At 57.1% G+C, this 20074-nt stretch carries 20 protein-coding genes and 1 other annotated feature; of the genes, 18 read left to right on the top strand and 2 right to left on the bottom strand.

Translation table 11 applies throughout. The features are described 5' to 3' along the window. Positions 1 to 46: 46 nt before the first annotated feature. The 12 genes from ABD796_RS21350 (at position 47) to ABD796_RS21295 (ending at position 10941) form a co-directional block, all read left to right on the top strand. On the top strand, positions 47 to 712 hold the full coding sequence (locus tag ABD796_RS21350) for a septum site-determining protein MinC (protein ID WP_344911543.1): 666 nt from the start codon (positions 47 to 49) through the stop codon (positions 710 to 712). A 14-nt stretch (positions 713 to 726) separates the two neighbouring features. After that, positions 727 to 1521 carry a septum site-determining protein MinD gene (minD, locus tag ABD796_RS21345; protein ID WP_344911540.1) on the top strand — a complete coding sequence of 265 codons (795 nt, stop codon included), beginning with the start codon at positions 727 to 729 and terminating at the stop codon, positions 1519 to 1521. Positions 1522 to 1528: 7 nt separating this feature from the next. Continuing rightward, a complete protein-coding gene (locus ABD796_RS21340; protein WP_344911538.1) occupies positions 1529 to 2695 on the top strand; it encodes an FtsW/RodA/SpoVE family cell cycle protein in 1167 nt (388 codons plus the stop codon). Between the two features lie 189 nt (positions 2696 to 2884). Beyond that, positions 2885 to 3862, top strand: coding sequence for a peptidoglycan DD-metalloendopeptidase family protein (locus tag ABD796_RS21335; protein WP_344911536.1), 978 nt, complete (start codon positions 2885 to 2887; stop codon positions 3860 to 3862). Then, positions 3855 to 4736 carry a M50 family metallopeptidase gene (locus ABD796_RS21330; protein ID WP_344911534.1) on the top strand — a complete coding sequence of 294 codons (882 nt, stop codon included), beginning with the start codon at positions 3855 to 3857 and terminating at the stop codon, positions 4734 to 4736. The genes ABD796_RS21335 and ABD796_RS21330 overlap by 8 nt, the downstream gene beginning before the upstream one ends. A gap of 31 nt (positions 4737 to 4767) precedes the next feature. Further along, positions 4768 to 6030: an Rne/Rng family ribonuclease gene (locus ABD796_RS21325; RefSeq protein WP_344911532.1), complete on the top strand. Its 1263-nt coding sequence runs from the start codon at positions 4768 to 4770 to the stop codon at positions 6028 to 6030. A 50-nt stretch (positions 6031 to 6080) separates the two neighbouring features. Beyond that, positions 6081 to 6180: a sequence feature (ribosomal protein L21 leader region), on the top strand. A 15-nt stretch (positions 6181 to 6195) separates the two neighbouring features. Beyond that, on the top strand, positions 6196 to 6507 hold the full coding sequence (rplU, locus tag ABD796_RS21320; RefSeq protein WP_344911530.1) for a 50S ribosomal protein L21: 312 nt from the start codon (positions 6196 to 6198) through the stop codon (positions 6505 to 6507). Between the two features lie 14 nt (positions 6508 to 6521). Further along, a complete protein-coding gene (locus ABD796_RS21315; protein ID WP_344911528.1) occupies positions 6522 to 6869 on the top strand; it encodes a ribosomal-processing cysteine protease Prp in 348 nt (115 codons plus the stop codon). A 5-nt stretch (positions 6870 to 6874) separates the two neighbouring features. Then, positions 6875 to 7189, top strand: a complete 315-nt coding sequence (gene rpmA / locus ABD796_RS21310; RefSeq protein ID WP_344911526.1) for a 50S ribosomal protein L27 — start codon at positions 6875 to 6877, stop codon at positions 7187 to 7189. Between the two features lie 93 nt (positions 7190 to 7282). Then, positions 7283 to 7900, top strand: a complete 618-nt coding sequence (locus ABD796_RS21305) for a Spo0B domain-containing protein (protein WP_344911524.1) — start codon at positions 7283 to 7285, stop codon at positions 7898 to 7900. Positions 7901 to 7915: 15 nt separating this feature from the next. Further along, positions 7916 to 9223 carry a GTPase ObgE gene (obgE, locus tag ABD796_RS21300; RefSeq protein WP_344911522.1) on the top strand — a complete coding sequence of 436 codons (1308 nt, stop codon included), beginning with the start codon at positions 7916 to 7918 and terminating at the stop codon, positions 9221 to 9223. A gap of 215 nt (positions 9224 to 9438) precedes the next feature. Next, positions 9439 to 10941, top strand: a complete 1503-nt coding sequence (locus ABD796_RS21295) for a UDP-N-acetylmuramoyl-L-alanyl-D-glutamate--2,6-diaminopimelate ligase (protein ID WP_344911520.1) — start codon at positions 9439 to 9441, stop codon at positions 10939 to 10941. A gap of 17 nt (positions 10942 to 10958) precedes the next feature. On the opposite strand, the gene ABD796_RS21290 is transcribed toward ABD796_RS21295, so the two are convergent. Continuing rightward, positions 10959 to 11840 carry a LysR family transcriptional regulator gene (locus ABD796_RS21290; RefSeq protein WP_344911518.1) on the bottom strand — a complete coding sequence of 294 codons (882 nt, stop codon included), beginning with the start codon at positions 11838 to 11840 and terminating at the stop codon, positions 10959 to 10961. Between the two features lie 125 nt (positions 11841 to 11965). Between ABD796_RS21290 and ABD796_RS21285 the strand changes: the two genes are divergently transcribed. Both ABD796_RS21285 and ABD796_RS21280 read left to right on the top strand, forming a co-directional pair. Beyond that, positions 11966 to 13129: an MFS transporter gene (locus tag ABD796_RS21285; protein WP_344911515.1), complete on the top strand. Its 1164-nt coding sequence runs from the start codon at positions 11966 to 11968 to the stop codon at positions 13127 to 13129. Positions 13130 to 13498: 369 nt separating this feature from the next. Next, on the top strand, positions 13499 to 14458 hold the full coding sequence (locus ABD796_RS21280) for an alpha/beta fold hydrolase (RefSeq protein WP_344911513.1): 960 nt from the start codon (positions 13499 to 13501) through the stop codon (positions 14456 to 14458). 878 nt (positions 14459 to 15336) lie between these two features. On the opposite strand, the gene ABD796_RS21275 is transcribed toward ABD796_RS21280, so the two are convergent. After that, a complete protein-coding gene (locus ABD796_RS21275) occupies positions 15337 to 15843 on the bottom strand; it encodes an NUDIX domain-containing protein (protein ID WP_344911511.1) in 507 nt (168 codons plus the stop codon). A 287-nt stretch (positions 15844 to 16130) separates the two neighbouring features. On the opposite strand from ABD796_RS21275, the gene ABD796_RS21270 reads away from it, so the two are divergent. The 4 genes from ABD796_RS21270 to pheA form a co-directional block, all read left to right on the top strand. Then, the gene (locus ABD796_RS21270) at positions 16131 to 16622 is read left to right on the top strand and encodes an ACT domain-containing protein (protein WP_344911508.1); all 492 of its coding nucleotides are present in this window, start codon (positions 16131 to 16133) and stop codon (positions 16620 to 16622) included. 84 nt (positions 16623 to 16706) lie between these two features. Then, positions 16707 to 17993, top strand: a complete 1287-nt coding sequence (locus tag ABD796_RS21265; protein ID WP_344911506.1) for a homoserine dehydrogenase — start codon at positions 16707 to 16709, stop codon at positions 17991 to 17993. Between the two features lie 42 nt (positions 17994 to 18035). Next, complete coding sequence (thrB, locus tag ABD796_RS21260) at positions 18036 to 19043, top strand: homoserine kinase (RefSeq protein WP_344911504.1); 1008 nt, start codon at positions 18036 to 18038, stop codon at positions 19041 to 19043. A gap of 163 nt (positions 19044 to 19206) precedes the next feature. Next, positions 19207 to 20074, top strand: an 868-nt coding sequence (gene pheA, locus ABD796_RS21255; protein WP_344911502.1) for a prephenate dehydratase, incomplete at its 3' end; no start/stop codon positions are given.

Below are 20074 nucleotides of genomic sequence, written 5' to 3'. Positions count from 1 at the left end.
CACGCGGCGCCGGAGAATTGTTTTTGGGTAGGAGGATTTTGCGGAAATGGCGGAAACGAAGCATCTCGTTACGATCAAGGGAGTCAAGGATGGACTCATATTCGTGATTGACGATTCGTGCCCGTTTGCCGAAGTGCTGCAGGAGCTGGAACATAAGCTCGACAATACGCACCGGAACATCCTGACGGGGCCGGTCGTGCATGTACATATCAAGCTGGGGAAACGGACGTCGAGCGAGGCAGACAAGGAAGCGATCAAAGATATTATCGGACGCAAGGGCAATCTTCTCGTGCAAAGCATCGAGTCGGACGTCGCGTCGCAAGCTTCCGCCGATCCGCTGCTTGACCGTATTACGGTGCGCAAAGGAATAATCCGGTCGGGTCAGACGGTGAGCCACGACGGCCATCTGTTGTTTCTCGGCGATATCAATCCGGGCGGGGCCGTGCTCTGCACGGGAGACATCTTCGTGCTGGGCGCGCTCAGGGGAATGGCTCACGCGGGTTATAGCGGCAACGACCGCTCGCTCATCGCGGCGTCGTATATGCGCCCGACGCAGCTTCGCATAGCCGACGTGATCAGCCGCCCGCCGGACGAATGGGGAATCGAAGACGCCACGATGGAGTTTGCCTATATTCGCGACGGAAATATGGAAATCGACAAAATCAACCAACTCCACCGGCTGCGGCCGGACCATCCGTTCGGAGGCACGTAAAGGAGATGATTCGCATGGGAGAGGCAATCGTCATTACATCGGGCAAAGGCGGCGTCGGCAAAACGACGACCTCCGCCAATGTGGGCACCGCTCTGGCGCTGCTCGGCAAAAAAGTGTGCATGGTTGACACGGATATCGGGTTGCGCAATCTGGATGTCGTGATGGGTTTGGAAAACCGCATCATATACGATCTGGTCGACGTCGCGGAAGGCCGCTGCCGGCTTCAGCAGGCGCTGATCAAGGATAAACGCTTTGACGAGCTGTACATGCTGCCTGCTGCGCAGACGAAGGACAAGCACGCCGTGTCGCCGGAGGCGGTGCGCGATATGGTCCTGGAGCTGAAGAAGGACTATGAGTTCGTCATTATCGATTGTCCGGCGGGTATCGAGCAAGGATTCAAAAACGCCGTGGCCGGCGCCGACAAGGCGATCGTCGTTACGACGCCGGAGCTTGCGGCGGTGCGCGATGCGGACCGGATCATCGGCCTGCTGGAGCAGGAGAAGGTGCACGGGCCTAAGCTGATCATCAACCGGGTCAAGGCGACGATGATGAAGAAGGGCGAGATGCTCGACATCGACGAAATTTGCTCGGTGCTGGCCATCGATCTGCTCGGCATCGTTCCCGACGACGAAGCGGTCATCAAATCGGCCAACAGCGGCGAGCCGACGGTCATGAATCCTAAATCGCGCGCAGCTATCGCGTACCGCAATATCGCCCGGCGCATACTGGGCGACACGGTGCCGCTCATGCCGCTGGAAGAGAAAAGCGGAGTTATGCATAAAGTGAAGAAGCTATTCGGGATGGGATGAGACGAAGTTGCTGGACAAATTGAAACGAACAGATTGGTCGATCGTCGTCCTCATGGTCTTGTTTATGGTCATCAGCACGCTTGTCGTACATAGCGCGACGGCGAACGATCCGCTTTTTCTAGGGACCGACGTCAGGAATATGATCAACTTCGCGGTCGGCTTTGTGGTCATGTTTGCCGCAATGCTGTTCGATTACCGGATTCTCATTAAGGGCGGCTGGTATTTGTATGCGTTGGGAATCATTCTGCTTGTGGCAGTGTATTTGTTCGGCGCCGAGAAAAACTCGGCCAAAAGCTGGTTTTTGCTGCCATTCGGCTTCAACTTTCAGCCTGCCGAGCTGGTCAAGCTGCTGACCATTATAGCCATCGCCGCTTTCTTGGCCAAGCGGGACGGGGAGCCGTTGCGGTTTTGGCGCGAGGTTGTGCCCATCGGTCTGATGGTCGCTTTGCCGGTCGCCCTGATCGTTATCCAGCCGGACCTGGGGAATGCGATCATTTTTCTCGTCGTGCTGGTCGTCCTGTACTGGATCGGGAATATCAAATACACGCATGTGCTGATCGGCGGGGCTTTGATCGGCGGCTTTATCGCGCTGTTCTTTTATTTGTTCCAGATTTACTACGATCCCGTCATTCAATATTTGAAAGAAAACGACAGAGGCGAATGGGTGCACCGGGTGAACCGGATCCATACGTATATCGACCCCGACGCCGCCTCGGCGGACGCCAAATACCAGGTGCATAACTCGATGCGGGCGATCGGATCGGGCGGGCTGACCGGGGAAACGTATATGAACGGCGACTCGATTCAGAAGGGCTTCATTCCGCTGCCATATTCCGATTCGATCTTTGTGGTCATCGGGGAAGAGTTCGGGTTCGTGGGCTCGTCGGTGCTGCTGCTGCTCTACTTTCTGCTGATTTACCGGATGATCTATATTTCCATCCAAAGCCAGAACCGGACAGGCGCGTACATTATTATCGGTATCGTATCGATGTACGTGTTCCAAATTTTCGAAAATATCGGCATGATGATCGGCATTATGCCGCTAACCGGCATTACGCTGCCGTTTGTCAGTTACGGGGGCTCCTCGCTGATGATCAATATGATGGCCGTCGGCATCGTGCTGAGCATTCATGTGCATCAGGAGCAGAAGTCGCTGTACGGTACGAGCGGTTAAGCCGGCACCTCGTTCACTACACAATACATTTTTGAGATGAAGCGTTCCGCGAGGAGCGTTTTTTTTGCTTGCTCTTGCCCTCGCAAGACCGCCTGCGCGCGGTTCTACCCCTTGTCCGCCCCTCATAAGATGTAGGGAGAAGCCTGTCTGCCTCCCCGGCGTGGCGAGGCGAATGAGGGGGGAACGCCGATGGAAGTCAAATCAAGTGTTCGCAAGCGGCGCATGGACCGCATGAAGCAAATTGTGGCGTCCGAGCGCGGGGAACATCCGCATAGATCCGCACCGGACTGGACAGGCGCTGCGTGGAATAGTCGCGAGCCGCAGCCTTACCGGGTTCCCGCGGACCCGGATGGAAGACCCGAAGACAGACGATCTTCTCCCGGCGAAGACCGATTGCGCGAGCCGCTGCCGCTGCAATGGGAGTACGGCCAAGAGGACGATCCGGAATATGTATGGAAAAGCCAAGAGCGCGAACGATGGTCTTCTCTCGAACAAGCGGGCCGAGCATCGGGGGGCGAATGGAGGAGCGGAGGCGGAGGCGGTTTGAAGCCGCCGAGTACGCGGCAGATCGGGGTCAAGCTGGTGGTCAGCGTCGCCCTGTTCGGCGCCGTATGGGGGGTATTCCAGCTGAACCATCCGTTGGCGGAGCAAGGCCGTCAGTGGGTGCGAACCGCCTTGACCGAGGATTACGATTTTGCCGCGATGTCGGCTTGGTATGAAAGGGAGTTTGGCGGCCTGCCGGCGTTTCTGCCCGCGCTGGGCATCAAATCCGACCCTCAGGCGCAGAAAGCGAGCTCGCCGTCGCCGCAGCGGCTTTATACTCCCGTCCATGGCAAAATCGTCGAAGCCGCCAAGGACGGCGAGCTTGGCATTACGATTCGCACCGGACCGGAAGCGGCGGTTGCTGCGCTCGATACGGGACGGGTTGCCGCGGTCAATACCGGAACGGACAAAGGAACGGTCGTCGTCATTCAGCATGCCGGCGGCCTGCAATCGACATACGGCTGGCTGCAGAGCACGCGGCTTAAACCGAACGACTGGATTCAAGGGGGAGAGACGGTCGGCGTCGCGGCGACGGATGCGGCAGGCGGGGCAGGCAAGCTGTACCTGGCCGTCAAGAAGGATAATCAGCCGATCGACCCGGCTGAAGTGATTCCTTTTGATTAAATGCCGAGGCATCGAGTTTCGTCTGCACCCTTTGTTCTCCCTCTTGATGCTGCTGTCCGTAGCGACAGGTTATTTCGTGGAGCTGCTGACCTTATTCGTCATTGTGCTCATTCACGAGCTGGGGCATGTCGCGGCGGCGCGCAGCTTCGGTTGGACGGTAGTGCGCGTCGAGTTGCTGCCCTTCGGGGGCGTGGCCGAGACCGACGACCGGGGCCGCTCCAGCGCCTTCCAGGAGGCGGCGGTCGCACTGGCCGGACCGCTGCAAAATGGCTGGATGGCGCTGTTTGCCGTCGGCATGGGCCGTCTCGGCTGGTGGGAGACGGGCTGGAGCCACTATTTCGTCACCGCCAACATCATGATCGGCCTGTTCAATCTGCTGCCGGTATTGCCGCTCGACGGCGGGAAGGTGATGCAGGCGCTGATCAGCCGCTGGCTGCCGTATTACCGGACGCTGTTTCTGTGCAGCCTCATCAGCCTGCTGCTCTCCATTATGCTCGCTGCAGCCTCGCTGCTCGGCATTCTTTCCGCGGGGGTGCACCTCAACCTTCTGGCGATCTCGTTGTTTCTCGCCTACTCGAACTGGTACGGTTACCGGCACGCGTCGCTGCGCTTCGTGCGATTTTTAATGAACCGGGAGCCGGTTATGGCGCGTCTAATCGATAGGGGGACTCTTGCCCAGCCCATCGTAATTTACCATCATCGCAAAATCGCCGACATCGTCCGTTTGTTTATGAGGGACAAGTACCACCTGATCTACATTATGAACGATCGGGGCCGCGTTCAGGCCGTATTGCCGGAGCAAAAGCTGCTCTACGCATATTTTCAGTTGAACGTGCCGGGAAGTGCCGTTTCCGACGTTTTCGTGTTAGAATAGAAGGGTTACATGGTGAGGTGGTGAGTTTTAGTTGAAACAGATTATCGTTCATTGCCGGGACTCGCTGACCCAAGTGGCACTTCTGGAGGACCGGGTGTTAACCGAGTTTTACGCCGAGCGGTCGGCCGAGAAGCAACTGGTCGGCAGCGTATACAACGGGAAGGTGGTCAATGTGCTTCCGGGCATGCAGGCCGCTTTCGTCGATATCGGACTGGAAAAAAACGCTTTTTTGTACATTGACGATTTGCTTCCAGCTCATCTGGAAAAAATCCCGTCTGTCAAGCCGTCTATTTCCGAGCTGGTCAAGCCGGGCCAGGAGCTGCTCGTCCAGGTGACGAAGGAGCCGCTCGGTTCGAAGGGCGCCAGAATCACGACCCACTTCTCACTGCCCGGCCGCTGGATCGTCTATATGCCGAACGCCGACTATGTCGGGGTATCGCGCAAGATCGGCTCCGAACAGGAGCGGTCGCGGCTCAAGGACGTCGCGGAACGGCTGCGCAGGCCAGGCGAAGGATTGATCATCCGGACGGTCGCGGAGAACGAGACGCTGGAGGCGCTGGAGCGCGATTTCAACGTCATGCGCAACGATTGGAGCTCGGTCGTCCGCCGTTCGGAGACGAGCGGCGCCCCGACTTTGCTGTACCGCGAAGCCGGAGTGCTGGACCGGGTTGTGCGCGACGCTTTCACCGACCATGTGGACGAGCTTGTGATCGACGATCCGGTGAGGGGCGAAGTGCTTGTCAACCGGGTGCGCGAGATGTCCGGGGAGCTGGCTGACCGGATTCATATTTACAGAGGCCATGAACACGTGCAGTCCGCTTACAAAGTGCGGGAGCAGCTCGAGAGGGCGATGAAGCGCAAAGTTTGGCTGAAAAGCGGCGGCTATCTCGTGCTCGACCGGACGGAGGCGCTTACGGTCATCGACGTCAATACGGGCAAATTTACCGGCACCGACGATCCCGAGGCTACCGTGTTCACCACGAATGCCGAGGCGGCGGAGGAAATCGCCCGGCTGCTGCGGCTGCGCGACATCGGCGGGATCGTTCTCGTCGATTTTATCGACATGACTTCGGACAAGCATCGCGCGGAGATCGCAGCTTTGCTCGAGGAGGCGTTCCGCCGCGACCGCACGAAGACGTTCGCCGTCGGCTGGACGAAGCTGGGACTGATGGAGATTACGCGCAAGAAGGCGCGGGAAAGTCTGGACGATTCCATGTTCACCGCCTGCAATATGTGCGGAGGGACGGGGAAAGTGCCGTCGGAGCGGTCCCCCCATCATCGGCGGAAATCATAGTTGCTTTTATAACCGGGGCTGTGGTAGAATACTTGGGTATGTGCGCTTTGCACATGCTGCAACCGCACGAGTCGGGTCAACCTAAGCGCGTTGCCGGCCGGCGCAAGCCGACGGACAGGCCACCTGGACAAGGCGAGTCTTATGACATGAGGAGGTGCACAAACTATGTACGCTATTATTGAAACTGGCGGCAAACAGTACAAGGTGCAAGCGGGAGACGCTATCTACATCGAGAAGCTGGAAGCAGGCTCGGGCGACGTTGTCACGTTTGACCGTGTATTGGCCGTATCGAAGGAAGACGGATTGGTAGCAGGCACTCCGCTCGTTGCCGGAGCATCTGTTTCCGGTAAAGTGGAGAAGCACGGCAAAGGCGAGAAGATCATCGTTTTCAAGTACAAAGCGAAGAAAAACTATCGTCGCAAGCAAGGCCACCGTCAACCGTACACTAAAGTGATCATCGACAGCATCCAAGCGTAAAGGATGCGGCAAGCATGATCCGTGTGAACATCGAACGAACCCGCAGCCGGAGGAAGATCGCCGCTTTTGCTGTAACCGGTCACGCTCTATACGGAAAACACGGCCACGATATCGTATGCGCGGGAGTATCCGCCGTAACGGTAGGCACGGTCAACGCCGTCGAGAAATTGACGGGCGTGTCGCTTCCGAACGAGATGCGCGACGGATTGCTGAAGGTGTGTATTCCCGAGGATACGGACGAAGCTCTATCCGTTCAAATTCAGCTGCTCCTCGAATCGATGGTCGTCATGATCGAGTCGATTGAGGAAGCGTACGGCAAATATATCGCAATCAAGACTACGATAACAGAAGAAGGAGGTTGACTCCAATGTTGAAATTAAACCTGCAGTTGTTCGCCTCGAAAAAAGGCGTAGGCTCGACAAAGAACGGCCGTGACAGCATCGCGAAGCGTCTTGGCGCAAAGCGTGCCGACGGTCAAACGGTAACGGCGGGAAGCATTCTCGTCCGTCAACGCGGAACGAAGATCCACCCGGGCGAGAACGTTGGCCGCGGTACGGACGACACGCTCTTCGCAAAAATCGAAGGCGTCGTGAAGTTCGAACGCTGGGGACGCGATCGCAAGAAAGTAAGCGTCTATCCTGTGGAAGCCGCTCCGGTTGCAGCAGCATCCGAAATCGTATGATGACAAGCCTCCGGTCGAACGGGACCGGGGGTTTTTATTTTGCAAGCGTCATGCTATACTGTGGGAGAAGTTGACCGTGAACGGGGAAATGAAATGAAGCTAAACGCCAGAAGCTACGAAACGGATCAAGCGGACGGACTGCATGGCGAACAGGAGCGGTTGTTCGTGCAGACGATCAACCACCTCCGGCACGACTGGATGAACGACGTTCAAGTGCTGTACGGCTACTTGAAGCTGAAAAAGTATGATAAAATGCGCGATTATATGGAAGCCTTAAAAGAAAGGATGTCGCGTGAAAGCGGCATCGCCAAGCTAGGGATTCCAGCGCTGATCGTCTATTTGCAGTCGTTTCGCGTGCGCAGCCGGTCCATCCGCCTTGATGTCGAACCGGAGCCGGGCTTGCAGCTCGCTTCGTTGCCGGTTCAAGCGCAGTTGGTGACCGACGCGATAATCTGCGTCCTCGAAGCGTTCGTGCGGCATGCGGGCATGCGCAGCGACGGCGAGCCGAATGAGCTGCTGCTGAAGCTGGAACTGAGGGATCAAATGCTAGTAATCGGTTTCGGTTACGTCGGCAGCTACAACGGTCCGGGCTTGAAGCAGGAGCTGAACGAGCTGGCGCTCTCGTACAACGCCGACGAACGGGTTCGCGGCACAGCGTCATATGAAGAAGACGGGGCGTTTATCGACATTTACGTGCCGCTTGGCGAATAGAAAGTGGTGTTACCTATGTTTTTGGATAAAGCGAAAATTTATGTAAAAGGCGGAGACGGCGGGGACGGCATCATCTCGTTCCGCCGCGAGCTGTATGTGCCCGAGGGAGGCCCGGCCGGCGGCGACGGCGGCAAAGGCGGCGACCTTATTTTCCGCGTGGACGAAGGGCTTCGTACGCTGATCGATTTCCGGTACCAGAAGCATTTCAAGGCGCCGCGCGGCGAGCGGGGCAAGACGAAGGGCATGCACGGGGCTAGCGCCGAGGATATGATCGTACGCGTTCCTCCCGGCACGATCGTCGTCGACGACGATACCCGGGAAGTGATCGCCGACCTGACCCGTAACGGGCAGGAGGTTGTCGTAGGCAAAGGCGGACGTGGCGGCCGCGGCAATATGCGCTTCGCTACCTCTCGCAATCCGGCTCCCCACTTGTCCGAGAAGGGCGAGGAGGGCCAAGAGCGCTGGATCGTGTTGGAGCTGAAGGTAATGGCCGACGTCGGTCTTGTCGGTTTTCCAAGCGTGGGCAAGTCGACTCTGTTGTCGGTCGTGTCTGCGGCGCAGCCGAAGATCGGCGCCTATCATTTTACGACGATTACGCCGAATCTGGGTGTCGTCGATGTCGGCGAAGGCCGCAGCTTCGTTATGGCCGATTTGCCGGGATTGATCGAAGGCGCGCATGAGGGAGTCGGACTGGGTCACGAGTTTTTGCGTCACGTCGAACGTACGCGGATCATTGTCCATGTCGTCGATATGGCGGCTACCGAGGAACGCGATCCGTACGACGATTGGCTCAAAATCAACGAGGAATTGCGGCTGTACAGCGCCAAGCTGGAAGAGCGTCCGCAAATTATCGCGGCGAACAAAATGGACATGCCCGGGGCCGACGAGCATCTGGAGCGGTTCAAGGAAAACCTGCGGCGCGACGGCTACGAGCAGATCGAGATTTTCCCGATATCGGCGGTAGCCCGCCAAGGCGTGCAGGAGCTGCTGTACCGTGCCGCGGATTTGCTGGATCAAATTCCGGAAGCTCCGTTGGTCGAAGAAGTAGCGGATGTAACCGAGCGGAAAGTGTATACGTTCGAGAAGGAAGACGACGACACCGCGTTTACGATCCGCCGCGAGAACGATTTGTTTATTATCGAGTGCATCGGTATCGAACGGATGCTCAAGCGGATGAATATGAACTCGTACGACGGGCTGCTGCGCTTTGGCCAAGCGATCCGCAAGTCCGGCATCGAAGCGGCGCTGCGCGAAAAGGGTGCCAAAGACGGCCATATGGTACAAATCGGCGACTTCGAATTCGAATTCGTCGAACAGGAGTGAGCCGCTGCGCTCGCTTTCGGGACGTTCCCTGACCACAGGATTTGTGGGGCCGGGGGTCGTCTTTTTTTGTTTGCGGAACTTTGTCCGTACAGGTTCGTGCCGGAGTTCGAATCGAAACACTCATAGGACGATGAAATGCGGCAATTATCGCTGGCGCTGTCCAGGCTGTGTCCCTTATGATAAACAAAAAACTCGTGTAATAGGAGGAAAGCCCGATGAAGTTAAAGGAATTGGCGCAATTGCTGACTGTTGTCCGTACGGACGGAGACATGGACGTCGAGATTACCGGATTCTCGATGCATACCCGAACGGTGCAGCCCGGTAATTTATTCGTATGCGTGCCGGGGATCGACGGGTTTCAGGAAGACCGGCACCCGTTTGCGGCGGAAGCGCTCCGGCTTGGCGCGGCCGGACTCGTCGTAGAAAGGGACACCGGACTGGATGCGCCGACCTTGACGGTGCGCGACGCGCGCCAGGCCATGGCGTTGATGGCATGCCATTTCTACGGGTATCCGAGCGCCGCCCTCAAGCTGATCGGCATCACGGGAACGAACGGCAAAACGACGACGGCGCATATGCTCGAAGCCATTCTGGAGCACGCGGGAAACCGTACCGGAGTAATGGGCAATATCGGGCTGAAAATCGGCGGCGAATTGGTAGAGACAGACTTGATCAATACGAAGGAGCCGCACAAGCTGCAGGCAAGCCTGCGTCAAATGAAGGAGCGGGGCGCCGAGTTCGGCGTCATGGAGGTGACCTCGCTCGGGCTGGATATGGGCCGGGTATGGGGCTGCGAGTTCCGGACCGCGGTGTTTACGAACCTGACCCCGGATCATCTCGATTTCCACGGCACGATGGAACGGTATTTGCATGCGAAGGGGCGGTTGTTTTCCCGGCTCGGTAACGGCTTTTCTCCGGATGTCGCGAAGCGCAAGTTCGCCGTTCTGAACGCCGACGATCCGGCGACGACCTATTTGAGCCGGGAAACGGCAGCGCAGATCGTGACGTACGGAATCGAACGGGAAGCCGACGTTATGGCCAAGGCTGTCCGTCTAACGCCGGGGGGAGCGGAATTCGAGCTCGTGTCGTTCGCTGGAAACGCGCTCGTCAAGCTGCGGATGGTCGGGCTTTTTAACGTGTACAATGCGCTTGCGGCGATTGCATGCGCCTTGCTTGAACAAATTCCGCCGGCTTTGGCGTGCGAAGCGCTGGAGAGACTAAACGGCGTTCCCGGCCGGATGGAGATCGTCGACGAAGGTCAACCTTTTCTTGTACTCGTCGATTATGCCCACACGCCGGACGGACTGGAGAACGCGCTAGCGACGGTGCGAGGTTTTGCGCAAGGGCGCATCATTACCGTATTCGGCTGCGGGGGAGACCGGGACCGTGCCAAACGTCCGACGATGGGCAGACTGGCCGCTCTCCATAGCGATCGGGTGATCGTCACCTCGGACAACCCGCGCCGCGAAGACCCTGCCGCCATTATGGCCGATGTGGAGCGAGGGCTGCAGGAGGCTGGAAACGGAATCGAATACGAGCTGATCGCGGATCGTAGACAGGCGATAAGGAGCGCGGTGGCGTTGGCTGCGCCCGGGGATACGGTGCTGATTGCAGGCAAAGGCCATGAGACGTACCAGCTCGTCCAAGGCCAGACCTTTTCGATGGACGACCGGGAGGAGGCGCGCAAGGCGATCTCCATTCTGAGGCATGATATATAAGGAATCAGGAAAGTTCTTTACCCGTCTCCTTGAAAGAAAGTTTCCAGCCGCCGAATAAACGTCTTGGCAGCCAAGCTTACATATTTGTCGTTGCGGTAAACGATTTCCAAATCTCGAACGGGCGAGTCCTGAATCGGCACGGACCGGATGTCGGTGGAGCGCAAGCTTTCGATTAATCGGCTCGGTTGGATCGTCCCTCCGATCCCCGCCTGAACGAGTTGGAACAGCGAAGCGGCCGAGCCCGTTTCCATCAGGGCATCGATCGACGTTTGGCGTTCCAGGCACCAGGCGTCGATCAGATCTCGCCCGTAAAAGCCTTTCGGATACATAACCAAAGGAACCGCGCCCAAATCTTCAACGGAGATTACGTTCCGCTCCGCGAGAGGATGGTCTTGGCGAATGTACAAGCTGTACGTTTCGGTATAGAACGGAGTCCGGTGCAGACGGCTGTCGGGCTTGGCAGACAGACCGACGCCTATATCCACTTCATTGTCCAACACCTGGTTTACGATGTTCAGCGAAGGGACAACCTGAACTTTCGTGCGCGGAAATTCCTTGTGAAACTCGATGAGCAGCGCCGTCAGACGGTAGTCCAGATCGGACGGCAGCACCGCTACGCGCAGACTTCCCGCGTTCATCGCCGTAAGATCGGCAATCGCCTGCTTTGCGTTCTCCAGTTGCCGGACGGCTTGCATGGCGTAATGCTCCAAGATCGCTCCTGCCTCGGTTTTCTCCGTTTTTTTCCCCATCCGGTCAAACAGCGGAACGCCAACCTCATCTTCCAGCACGCGTATTTGCTGGCTCAAGGTAGGCTGAGATATGCCGAGTTGATAAGCCGCTTCCGAAAAATGCAGCTCGTTGCACAATTTGAGAAAATAGTGCAGTTGCCTGATCTCCATGCTTCTTCCCTCCCTTATGTATAGGATTATACTATCGTTTTTATAGAAAAAATAGTATTGTGCTATCGATCGGGCAGGTCTACACTTTACCTTAGAACAACAAGAAGGAGTTGGTGGAGGTGCGCATGTTCTATTGGATTGTCGTTCTCTTTATCATTTCATTGAATTTGAGGCCGTCGATTACGTCTGTCGGTCCTTTGCTTGATGTGATCAAGACGGACTTGGGCATGAGCGGAGCCGCAGCCAGTTTGTTGACGACGCTCCCCGTATTTTGCATGGGCTTGTTCGCCCTGTTGTCGATACGCATGGGCAAACGTTTGGGAATCGAACGTTCTTTGCTTCTTGCGATGCTGCTGATCGGCGCGGCGACCCTCGTCCGGGCGTTTACCGGCAACGCGATTCCGCTGCTCGTCACGGCGTTGTTTTCGGGTATGGGCATCGGTATAGCCGGTCCGCTGCTTACCGGGTACATTAAAAAATATTTTCCGGACAAGCTTTCTGTCACCAGTGTGTATTCGGTCTCGATGGTCGTCGGGGCGGCGGTTGCCTCCAGCTTTTCGATTCCGCTGTTTCACGGAATGAACGGCTCCTGGCAGAAGGCGTTAAGCTTCTGGAGCATCTTCGCGTTTATCGCCGCCGCGCTGCTGCTGCCGCTTCTGGGCAAAAGCAAGGGAGGACAGGGAGCATCGTCCCCGGCCGAGCCGGCCTCCAACCCGAGAACGAACCCGAAGGTGTATTGGTTTATGCTGTTTTTTGGCTGCATGGCGGCTATCTTTTACTCCGTCACGGCATGGCTGGCTTTTTTCGTAAAAGGGCAAGGGCTGAGTCAGGCGCAATCCGGTCTGATCCTCACCTTGTTTACCGTCATTCAAGTTCCGGTCAGCTTGTTCATGCCGATGCTCGTAAGACGAACGGGTAACCGCATGTTTTGGCTGCTTCTGTGCGGGGTATCGGAGCTGATCGGGCTTGGCCTGCTGCTGCTCCACCTTTCTCCATGGGTAGCGACCTTGTTTCTCGGAATCGGCGCAGGCGGTCTGTTCCCGCTCGCATTGCTTCTTCCGCTCGAAGAAGCTGCCGGCGTGGAGGAAGCTACTTCCTGGTCGGCCAACATGCAGTTCGGCGGATTCATGCTGGGCTCCCTTGGCCCTGTGGGCATCGGACTTACGATAGACGCGTTTGGCAGCATCACTTCGGCTTTACTGGTCATTGCGCTGATGGTGTGCCTGATGATCGTGACGATTCTCCGAATAGGGAACAATCCGGCGGTAAGGAAGCAAGCGGCGGATTGATCGAGGCAGGGGACCGCCAGGTGTGCTGTAGTATGCCCGTTGCTGAGGAGGTATAAGCAGTAGGGGCGGTACGATTAAACCGGTAGTCTGGAAAAAGCGCGGCAGTTCGGACGATTGGTGTCCGGGCTGCCGTTTTGGCTTGTATTCCTATCAATTCGGAGACTGGTGTAGGGACTGCCATTTTGGCTTGTATTCATACCAAACTGGCTTCTTCTTTTTCGTTAATCGGCGGGCTGGAATATTCTGTACAAGTCGCCGCGGGACAGTATTCGTTCGCAGAATTCCGTGGTAGAATGACTGGGGAAGAATAGGAAGCGCAAGCAAGACCCGTTAGGATTGGGACTTATACTAGGATAAAGGATGATGCATATGCCACAGCTTGACATGCCGCTAAAGCAGCTTCAACAGTATGAAGGCCGGACGCCACGTCCGCACGATTTCGATGAATACTGGGATAAAGCCTTGGAGGAAATGAGATCGACCGACCCAGCCGTGGAGCTTGTTCCGGCTCCGATCTCGTTGCCTTATGCGGATTGTTTCGATCTTTACTTTACCGGAGTGAAGGGTGCGCGGGTGCATGCCAAATATTTGCGTCCCAAAGGCTTGACTCAGCCGGGGCCGGCTTTGCTGCAATTTCACGGCTATTCCGGCAGTGCCGGAGACTGGTACGATAAGCTGCCTTATGTCGCGCTTGGCTATTCCGTCGTGGCGATGGATTGCCGTGGGCAAGGCGGAAAGTCGGAAGACACGGGGGGCGTTTTCGGCAATACATTCCGCGGCCATATTATCCGGGGGTTGGATGATGCGCCGGAACAATTGTTGTTCCGCCATATTTTTCTGGATACGGCGCAGCTCGCTTCGATCGTCATGGGCCTTCCCGATGTCGATCCGAACCGCGTCGGGGCGATGGGTTGGTCGCAGGGCGGGGCGCTGACCGTGGCGTGCGCCGCGCTGGAGCCGCGTATCAAGAAAGCCGCTTCGGTGTATCCATTCCTGAGCGATTACCGCCGCGTATGGGAGATGGATTTGGCCAAGGACGCTTACGAGGAGCTTCGCACGTATTTCCGGTTGTTCGACCCGCAGCATAAACGGGAGGACGAGGTGTTCACGCGGCTCGGCTACATCGATATCCAGAACCTGGCACCGCGGATTCGCGCGGAGATGCTGTTCGGTGTCGGGCTGATGGACAGCGTATGTCCGCCTTCGACCCAGTTTGCCGCGATCAATAAAATAACCGCTCCGAAGACGCTGGAAATTTACCCGGATTTCGGTCATGAAGGACTGCCTGGTCTGCACGATAAAATTATGCAGTTTTTCTTGGGCTTGTAAGGCGAGGGGATTGACCGTCTTTGCGCTTTGGGGATGTAGACGACTAGTCGAGGAGCATTGCCTAATTCGGCCATCCGGCGGAAAAGAGACGTTCGCCATTGTTTGCCGGACGATTTTGATGCTCGCAGTTAGACGAGGCGGATACATGCTTGTTACATTGTAGCAGAGAGACGAGAGGGCAGGAGCGGTCTGAAGAACCAGGAGCGGGTAGGAGCGGCCGTGAGTAGCGGCCGTGGGTAGCTGCGAGTAGTCATTGGCAGCCATGAGCAGCTGTGAAGCAGTCATGGGCAGCAGCGATGAGCGCCATGAGTAGCCATGAGCAGACATGAGTAGCCATTGGCAGCCATGACCAGCAGCCGTGTGTTATGCTCTTTCGAGCACTAATCCCCGTCAAAATGACCGGGTTCGCAGAAGTAATGCGCTTTGGAGCACTAACGGGAGAAAATCGGTCCAAAAAGGGCCGATTTTCAGCCCCTTTGCCCGAATTTATGCTCTTTCGAACACTATCCCGCGCAAAAGGACCCTCTCGTGCCAGGATAGTACTCTTTTTAGCATTACTCTTCGGCTGTGGCCGTTACTCCGCAACCGAGAGGCGCACCTTCAACAGCAACCCAACAATCAGCAGCCCGGAACAGTTAACCATAATCTGCAACTGAAAACTTGCAATCACCAGTCAGCAATCACCGACCCGCAACCCCAGCTACAGTCCGCAACCGTCAACCAACAAACAGCAACCTGCAACTGAAACCTGCAACTGAAACCTGCAACCATCAACCATCAACCAATACCCATCCCCCACCTGCAAACGTGCCATCGGCGGCGCTCCCTTCTAACAGATCCTTCCCTACAATCATCCGCACACCCCGATACAATCGCTTTTAATAGTTAGGGTCCGTCAGCGGCACCCAATCGACGCGCGGCTGCCCGGACGGCGGGTCGAGGTTGGCGACGCCGACCCAAACATGGTCGCACGGCCCCGTACGGAAGTAATGCTCCAGCGTCTTCCGGTATATGTAAGGGATGTCGCGATCGCGGTCCAGCACTTCAGCGACAGGCACCCAATGCAGATCCCCCTCGTCGGTGTCGACGAAGTCTCTGCGCAGTGCCCGGCCGCTGTAAATAAACTGCTGCCGCAGCTCGCCTTCCTTATTGCGCAGCAAAATATAGCGCAGCTTCAAATCGGCGATATCGTCCGGACCGAATCCGGTCTCCTCCTGAATTTCGCGCAAGCATGCGTGGCGGGGACGGCTTAGCTCGTCCGGCTCCAAGTGACCGCCCACGGCAGCCCACATGCCGGGGTTCAAGGTGCGGCTCATGGAACGTTCCATCATCAGCAATTCGTCGTCGTGAAAAAGCATGGCCGCGGCCATCATACGGCATTTCATGGTGCGTTCCTCCGATCGGCAGCGCCCCTGACGGCGCCGGTCTATTTGCGATGCTACCCATCTTAGCATGGCAGGCCGGAAGCCGCAACCGCTGTGACGTGCGGAAGCAAGGCCAATAAGCATATGAATAAAACGGCGGCAAGTCAAAGCGGCTGCGACCTGTTGATCCGCCCCTGCTTAACGTCTCCCATGAAAAGTTTTCAGTTTCGCCTATTGCCGCCACGTTCCCTTTTCGGTATAATGTCCACTATGTAGAAACATTAGTCTTTACAGAGAGGACGATGGCCGTGGAAGGCGACACCACCGTGAACGATTCCAAGGACGATGGCATCGACGGCACCGAACGCTACTATTTGGTCCGGGAGGATATTTTGCCGGAGGCCGTCGTCAAGACCATGCAGGCCAAGGAATTGCTGGCCAACGGTCAGGCCAAGACTGTACACGAAGCAGTAGAGGCGGTCGGCATCAGCCGAAGCGCTTTCTATAAATACAAGGATGGCATTCATCCGCTGAGCCGGCTGGAACGGGAACGTCTCGTCACCGTCTCCATGGATCTGGAGCACCGTTCGGGTATTTTGTCCCGGGTGCTGGCGGTGATTGCCGGTCTGGAAGGCAACGTGCTGACGATCCACCAGACGATTCCACTTCAGGGAAGGGCCAATGTCGTATTGTCTATCGATACGTCGCAGATGGGCAATCACAACTCTGCCCGTCTTATGGACGTCATTCGTCATCAGGACGGCGTCCGCAAGGCATTGCTGATCGGCCAGGGCTCGTAACGACGGCGTCGATGCACACATACGTATACCCCGTTCGCGTCGGAAGAAAGGCGCGGCGGTTTACGATCAGGAGGAGAAAAAACGATGGAACCAATCAAAGTGGGATTGCTCGGCATGGGCACGGTCGGAACGGGTGTGCTGCGGATCATCGAAGGGCATCAGGACGATTTGCAGAAACAGGTAGGGTCCACGATCCGCGTCGAGAAAGTGCTCGTTCAGGATAAAAGCAAAGCTCGCCGCTATGCGGTAGAGGCGGACCGGATCACGGAAGACGGCTGGGACATCGTCAACGACCCGGACATCGACATCGTCGTCGAAGTGATGGGCGGCATCGAGCCGGCCAAGACTTATATTTTGGCCGCGCTGGACAAAGGCAAGCATGTCGTTACGGCGAACAAAGACCTGATGGCTCTGCACGGACCGGAAATATTGAACAAAGCCGCGGAGAAAAACTGCGACGTATTATATGAAGCAAGTGTAGCTGGGGGCATCCCGATCATCCGCACGCTGATTGAGGGCTTCTCGTCCGACCGGATTACGAAAATTATAGGGATCGTCAATGGCACCACCAACTATATCCTGACCAAAATGAGCCAGGAAGGAGCTTCCTACGAAGACGTGTTGAAGGAAGCGCAGGAGCTCGGCTATGCGGAGTCCGATCCGACCTCTGACGTGGAGGGGCTTGACGCGGCCCGCAAAATGGCCATTCTTGGCACGCTCGGTTTTCATACAAGCCTCGGGCTTGGCGACGTTCAGGCGAAGGGCATTTCCCAAGTGTCCAAGGAAGATATCCAGTACGGCAAAAGCCTCGGCTACGAAGTGAAGCTGCTGGGGATCGCCGAGCGCCAGGACGATCTGATTAGCGTAAGCGTGCAGCCGACGCTCGTGCGCAAGACGCATCCGCTCGCATCGGTAGGCGGCGTGTTCAACGCGGTATACGTGTACGGGGAAGCGGTAGGAGAAACCATGTTCTACGGTCCGGGTGCCGGCGAGATGCCGACGGCCACTTCGGTAGTGGCGGATTTGGTCGCCGTCGTCAAAAACCTGAAGCTCGGCGTCAACGGACGGACGATGTTCGTACCGTACAAAGAAAAGAAGCTGAAAACGGAAGAACAGATCGCCTCCAAATTTTTTGTGCGGTTGCATGTAGAGGACAAGGCCGGGGTGTTGGCGAAAATTACGCAAGTGTTTGCCGAGTGCGAGGTCAGTCTCGAATCGGTCGTACAGCAGCCGAACCAGACGATATCCGAAGCCGAGATCGTAATCGTGACGCATAACGCCAGCCTGGCCAGCATGAACCGGGTGTTGGCGGAATTCGAGTCGCTTGAAGTGATCAAGATGATCAAGAGCGTGTACCGCGTCGAGGGTTAAAAAGAAAGTGGAAGCCATTCGCAGGCTGGAGGGCGCTAACGCATGAGTTTGACGGGGGAAAGAAGCAATAAAGCCGGCCAGCCCGGCAATTCGAAAGTGTATGTACAAATTCCGGCCAGCACGGCCAATCTGGGTCCGGGTTTCGACGCCCTGGGGATGGCGCTCGGGCTGTACGCCTGGATCGAGATGGGCGTCGCCGAGCATACGGAAATTCGGCTGTACGGCGATCAGATGACCGGAGTGCCGACCGACAAGTCCAATCTGGTGTACAAGGTGGCGCAGCAAGTATTCGAAAAAGCCGGCGTGGATTGCCCCGAACTGGATATCGCGATGTACAGCGATATTCCGCTGACCCGGGGACTCGGCAGCAGCGCCTCGGCGATCGTCGGCGCACTGGTGGCGGCGAATGCTTTGATCGGCGACAAGCTGTCTCGGCACGAGCTGTTCCAGATGGCGTCGGCGCTGGAGAAGCATCCCGACAACGTCGGAGCCTCGTTGTTCGGCGGGCTGACGGTTGCATTCTGGGACGGCCAGCGAGCAGAGCATATCCGTGTCGTACCGGATGATCGCCTCGAGGTGCTCGTCGCGATTCCGCGCTTCCAGCTCTCGACCGAGAAGGCGCGCCATGTACTGCCCGAGCAGGTGCCGATGAAGGACGCGGTGTTCAATATCGGTCATGCTTCCTTGCTTGTTGCAGCATTTTGCACCGGACGCTACGATATGATCCGCTATGCGATGAAGGATGCGCTGCATCAGCCGTACCGCGCCCCGCTCGTTCCAGGCATGAGCGATATTTTGGCAGCTGCGGAAGATCACGGCGCACTGGGCGTTGCCTTGAGCGGGGCGGGACCGACACTGCTGGCGCTTGCGGACGGCCAGCAAGGCCGTGGAGCGGAGCTGGAGCGCTTCCTGATCGATACGCTGCGCGCCAACGGCATCGAGGCGGACACGATGTGGCTGAAGGTGAGCGCGGAAGGCGCAACGGTGTTGACGCATTTCGACTCTGCCGTGCCGCTGATCGATAATATCCGGGCGCATGTCCACGCGTAAAGCGCAGACCGCCATTCAAAGCTCTTTATCCGGCCGAGGCGCCGGCTTAAAGAGCTTTGTACGTTACGAGAGCTATTGCATTCCGCTATCCATTAGTGATACGATCTGAAAAAAGGCAGCATTGGCTTTCCAAGAACTGTCGACGAGAAGGAGCTTATCGCACGTGAAACGGATCGCTTTTCTCGGGCCCGAAGGGACTGTGTCCCAGGAATCGGCCCGCTATTTTTTCGCGGAAGGGCCTTACGAATTCGTGCCCTATGCGCTAATGTCCGACGTGTTCGCGGCAACGGCAGACGGAACGGTCGATTATGGCGTCGTCCCGATCGAGAACACGATTGAAGGTTCGGTCAAACATCATATCGACCTGTTAGTCGAAGAAGAGACGCTGCCCATCCAAGGGGAATGGGTATACCCGTCCATCCAAAATCTGATCGGACGGAAGCCAGCTGCGGCCGCCTCCGGGGAAGCGCAGTTCGCCTCGGTCAGGCGCATCGTCTCCAAGGATGTGGCGGTTGCGCAGTGTCAGGAGTTTTTGCGCAGCAAGCTGCCGAACGCCGAGTTCGAATATGTGAGCAGCACGGCGGAAGGCGTGCGAATGGCGATGGAGTCCGGGGACGAGACGGTTGCTGCGATCGGCACGCGCATGTCGGCCGAACTGTACGGACTCGATTTGTTGGCCGAGAACATTACCGATCATGACAACAACTATACCCGCTTTATCGTTGTCGGCAAGGACCGGCTGGCCAAGCACTGCTCCGACCAGCAAAAGACAACGATCCTCGTCACGCTGCCCGAGGATTACCCGGGGGCGCTGCATCAGGTGCTTTCGGCCTTTGCCTGGCGGCGCATCAACCTGTCCAAAATCGAGTCGCGGCCGACGAAGAAGAAACTTGGCAGTTACTATTTCTATATGGATATCGAGATGTCGCTCGATACCGTGCTGCTTCCCGCCGCTTTACAGGAAATCGAGGCTATCGGCTGCCAAGTGCGCACCTTGGGCTCTTATCCGATATTCGCTTACCACAGCGCAG

The sequence above is a fragment of the Paenibacillus hodogayensis genome (assembly GCF_039536325.1).
Classification (GTDB): domain Bacteria; phylum Bacillota; class Bacilli; order Paenibacillales; family NBRC-103111; genus Paenibacillus_AB; species Paenibacillus_AB hodogayensis.
This window is presented reverse-complemented; position numbering and strand designations above follow the sequence as displayed.